We start from the raw sequence: 5,364 nt of genomic DNA, 5'->3' as shown, positions 1-5,364 counted from the left end.
CTACCTAGCACTCTAGTAACTATACACACTTTCTCTTTATTTTGTAAAGTTTTTTAATAATTATTTTCTAAATTTAATAGATTGATACATTTATCTGGTGTATTTCATATTTTTGTTTTGGAGAAATTAAAACCCAACTTATGATTAAAAATTTACTTGCCGCCTTTGGGTTGGTGGCATAACAAAGTGCATCTAGGTCATAGGTTATAGAGTTTATACTATTAAATAGTCTTTAGATATGTAAATATCGACTTGTGATGTTCACAAACACTCTCAATACAGGTTATTTATCACGAAGATACTTTGTTATTTTAACTGGCAATCATTTGGATTTCAAACTCAGAATTAATGAGCAATTATTAGTAATTTTTATTATTTCCCCTAGAAAAACTTTCTATCAGTTATGGGGAATGATATGTTACCACGCATAAGTATCAGTATTTTACATTATGAGTTTCTAAACAAAACCATAATGCAAGTAAATACATCTATACTACTTTGTATAGTAATTAAAGAATCACTTGCATATTTTCGGTATTTTTATGGAATACAAATTACTTTTCCTAATTCATTATTATCTGTCATATTGTATTGATAGTAAGCAAGGCACTTCGGTTATCTACTTATGTTTTTGCTGTAACTAAGTTTAAGGATTGAGTTAATATACCACGACTGAATCAATTGACTAAAGTCTATTCCAAAATTATTCTCTAGAAAGTTTTCTGTTTGTCAAGCCAGGTTGCCAAGTTTTCATTTGGCAAGTTGATACAAATGTAATTGAATTTAGTTTAACTCAGATCACTTAGATTCAAGCATATGATGTATTTAGTGATTCTTGTGTATATTTCTAAGTGCTACTCCAGCTGGTGAAAATAGACTTAAAAAAGCATTGTACATCAATACAAGCAAAAAGTTTCAATTATGTCTTGTCTTGATTTTAAATATAAACCCTGATTTCCTCATTGATATAAGCCCATATTTACAAACTTGACTCTTAGTCAAGGGTCTCTCAGTACAAAGCCTTAAACAATGAACTATAAAACTATAATAAATAGTTATTTTCATGGTGGTAAAAATATTATTAGTTATATAGAATAAAAACATAACGGCCTATACAGAAACTCTATAGTCAACAAATTATGGTTCCCCCTAGCTTAATTTTTTAATTGGTTAGGGGGATTATTATATAGCATAAATTCCTAACTGAACCTTGCTTTAGGCTATTTCAATGTTGCTAGAAACTTACTAAGTAATAAATACTATAATTGATCAGATGAATTAAAGCTATTTCTGCATTACCCATGCATTAACATACAAAATAATTGTTTTTAGTTCGTAATACAAGGTAATGATACACTTATCAGGCTTATTGAATAGTTTAGTAACTATTCAATAAGCCTGATAATAATTCAACTATAATTTAAATATACTAGAACCCCTGTAAAATCCAACATTTAGTTTTAAACTACAAGTGCTCTTAAGTTAGTTTCTTTCAACGCCAAAGTTGAGTCTTAAACTACAAGACTAATAATTGACTAAAATACAACTATTATTTCTTCATAAGAAATAATAGTTGTATTGACAGAAAATAGTGGTTGCATTTGTATTACAGATCATTGTGTAATTTTATGTACAAAGTAGCTATTCACAACATGGCAAATATTTGTACTTACCAGTGGATATTGATTTTTGTACTGAGTAAAATAAAAAAAGTATTTAAATATTAAAAAAAGTATTTAAATATACAGTATAGACTTATTCACTAAAAGCAATTTTTTGGGAAAAAACCTTCAATGCGAGTGAACCGTTGTATCTTCAGTAACAGTGTAATAAAAAGCATACATAACATAACAAAATCCCCAGTACAAAGTTTAGATGGAGCTATGGTAGGTTTTTAATCCATACTACCCAGTAAATGCGTAGCTCTATGTATCTGCATCATCTAGAAACCCAACATTTCGATGAATTAACACAGGGAAGCAAAATAGATGTACAATTAGCACAGCTAAATTTTATATCTCTACAAAGTTCTGCAGCATATGATTACTTATTAATTTCTGACCGAATACCCCGCACCAACATTGGTATGGTACAGAATAAATGGTTACAAACGTATTTTCATGTGGCGAAAGGGGGTTGGTGGTGTTCTGGTTTAGATCCTGTAAATAAATGGCAGGTGATGGAGTGGGGGTGTTTTAAGCCCAATCAACCTCGATACAATAAGAAAGGGAAATTAATTAAGTATGAACATCCACCCTTTACTCCAACTAGAGTATTTTGTTTTCGTATAACTCTGTTCATATTCCAAAAAATTGTTCAGCGTTACAACCTCAAATTACCCAAAAATATTGAATTTAGTTTGGATGGGGGAATTTTAGGTTTCTGGCAATGGGTAGTAGAAACAAATATACCAATTATTATTTGTGAAGGAGCCAAAAAGGCGGCTTCACTATTAAGCCAAGGTTATGTAACCATTGGAATTCCTGGTATTACTAGTGGTTATAGAGTTTTAAAAAATACTCAGGGTAAGGTGGCTTGCCGTCAGCTTATACCTGATTTAGTCCAATTTACTATTACAAAACGTACTATTTACATTTGTTTTGATTTTGAAACCAAGCCTAAAACCATTACAGCAGTTAATAATGCGATAGCCCAATTAGGTCTTTTGTTCCAAGAACAAATGTGTTCTATACAAGTGATAGAACTTCCTGGGGAAGAGAAGGGCGTTGATGAGTTTATTGTAGCTAAGGGTACGCGGGCTTTTGATAACCTGTATCGTCAAAGTATTGACTTAGAATTATATATTGCCCACACTAGACCCCATACGACCTTAACTATTCCTCCTTCCCTTATCCTTAACCGTAGATATTTAGGGGATCTTCCTTTCCCTAATTCTGGCTTGGTAGGAGTGAAGTCAGCAAAAGGTACAGGTAAAACTACTGCAGTGAAAACCCTAGTTACTAAGGTATTAGCTCATCATCAGTCTGTATTATTGATTACTCATCGCATTCAATTGGGAAAATTTTTATGTGAACAGATGGGATTACAATGGGGTATTACAAATGAAGAATGGCTCTTAAATAAGAAATATCCTAGCAAGCAAAATGGCAAATCTGCACAACAAGAAAATGTAAGGGAAATCGCCAGAAAAAGAGCAGGTGAGAAAAGGTTCGAACAAAGTATAAAACTTCAACCAAGAATAGAAGAAGCAAAAATAAAAGAATTAAATTCATTTAAAATAAACAAGTCTTGTGGACTATGTGTCGATTCAATTTGGAAATTGAACCCCAAAGAATGGGAAGGTGCCATCATCATATTAGATGAAGTAGAACAGTCCTTATGGCATTTGCTTAATAGTAATACTTGTAAGGAAAAACGAGTAAAAGTTCTGCAAATCTTTCAAAACTTAATTTCTACTGTCTTAACTACTGGGGGATTAGTAATTGCCCAGGATGCAGATTTATCAGATATTTCTTTAGAATACTTGCAAGGATTAGCTGGTATTCAAGTAAATCCTTGGGTGGTTACCAATCAGTGGAAACCAGAAAAAGGATGGGATATTACATTTCATGATGTACCCAACCCTACACCCTTAATTCAACAGATAGAAATAGACTTACTAGCAGGATATAAATGTTATGTTACAACTGATAGCCGTTCAGGACGCTATAGTTGTGAGACCATAGAGCGCTATTTACGAGAACGTTTAGCAAAATTGCGTCGACAGTTTCCCAAAAGTTTAGTAGTAAGTAGTCGTACTACTAATAAGCTGGGGCATGAGGCAGTTGAATTTGTCGCAGCAATTAATCAAAAGATAACAGAGTATCAAATAGTCTTTGTTACCCCTAGCGTGGGAACAGGAGTAAGTATAGATGTTCAGCATTTTGATCGCGTTTATGGTATTTTCCAAGGAGTAATTCCTGATTCGGAAGCAAGGCAGGCTTTAGCAAGGGTGAGAGATAATATACCTCGTATTGTTTGGTGTGCGAAAAGAGGCATTGGTTTAATTGGTAGTGGTAGTAAAAACTATCGGTTACTATCACGTTGGTATCAGGAAAATCAAAAGGAAAATCTGGCCTTACTAAGCCCGTTAAATAAAATAGATGTAGATTTACCTCTAGTCTATGATCCCATTCACTTAAGAACTTGGGCAAAGTTATCTGCTAGGGTGAATGCATCCATTACCCTATATCGTCAATCTATGAAAGAAGGCTTGATTGCAGATGGACATCAAATATGGATACGGAGCAGTACAGTTCACAATAATATAGTTCGAGATTTACGCACAGCATTTTTAGCAGCAGATCCCAATGATGTTTTAACCCGCAGAAGATTGATTTTAGAGATTGTCGGAGTCAAAAATGAATGGGCAAAAAGTCGTAAGAAGAATAAGGAAATAAATCAGCAAATTCAGAATATTAAGTACCAAAATCAAATTAAAATAGCCAATTTAGTTGCTCAGGCAGTGGATATCAACGATGTAGAGTATGAATATTTAACTGCTAAACATTCGCTGAGTGATGATGAAAATCATAGAATTAGTAAATATTTAATTAAAAAAAAGTATTGTGTGAATGTAACTCCAGAACTCAAATTAAAGGATGAACGGGGATATTATACTCAATTATTATCCCACTATTATCTTACCCATGAAAGCGAGTATTTCCGCATTAGGGATAAGCAAGAATGGTATCAAAACCTATCCTCCGGTCAGGGAAAAGTATTCCTTCCAGATTTGAGAATCTATACCCTAAAAATTGAGGCACTAAGGACATTAGGAATGGTAAAATTTCTAGAGGCTGATAGGGTATTCACAGAGAATGATTCCGATTTAGTCTTGTTAAGAACTACTACTTTACAATGTAGTTGCCATATAAAAAGGGCTTTGGGAATCAATTTAATCAGAAATCAAGATAAATCTTCAGCAATTAGAATTCTAGGAAGATTATTAAATTTACTAGGCTTGAAATTACAGCGTACTAATCAAAGCTATATAATTGATTCCACTACATTAGATGATGGAAGAAAAGATATTTTTACCATATGGCAAAAAGCAGATGAATTAATGTTGAGTGAAATGAAAGATAGTCCGAGAAAAATAAATAACTAAATCCTTGGAATTAGGAATTGTTAACTTTGCAAAATCAATGAATATCTATGAAGTTAAAATAAATTACAAGATTCTTTTTTATAACTTCTCAAGATTAGATTTAGTTTAGTTATAAATTCTAATATTTACTAGATATGTTAATAATAACATTCTGGAAATTTATCTTGTAATTGGTTAGCCATTATGGCACTTTTTTCATAAATAAAATATTTTACTTTATGTTGAAATTTATATACTTGATATTAATACTTATT

At 32.2% G+C, this 5,364-nt stretch carries 1 protein-coding gene; it reads left to right on the top strand.

The window, feature by feature from the left end; genetic code table 11:
- The first annotated feature begins 1,927 nt into the window (after positions 1-1,927).
- Positions 1,928-5,110, top strand: a complete 3,183-nt coding sequence (locus tag RINTHH_RS08475) for a plasmid replication protein, CyRepA1 family (RefSeq protein WP_008235412.1) — start codon at positions 1,928-1,930, stop codon at positions 5,108-5,110.
- Positions 5,111-5,364: the final 254 nt, after the last annotated feature.

The organism is Richelia intracellularis HH01, assembly GCF_000350105.1.
In the GTDB taxonomy this organism is placed as follows: domain Bacteria; phylum Cyanobacteriota; class Cyanobacteriia; order Cyanobacteriales; family Nostocaceae; genus Richelia; species Richelia intracellularis.
The sequence above is the reverse complement of the archived record's forward strand: the minus strand, read 5'-3'. Positions and strand labels throughout refer to the sequence as shown.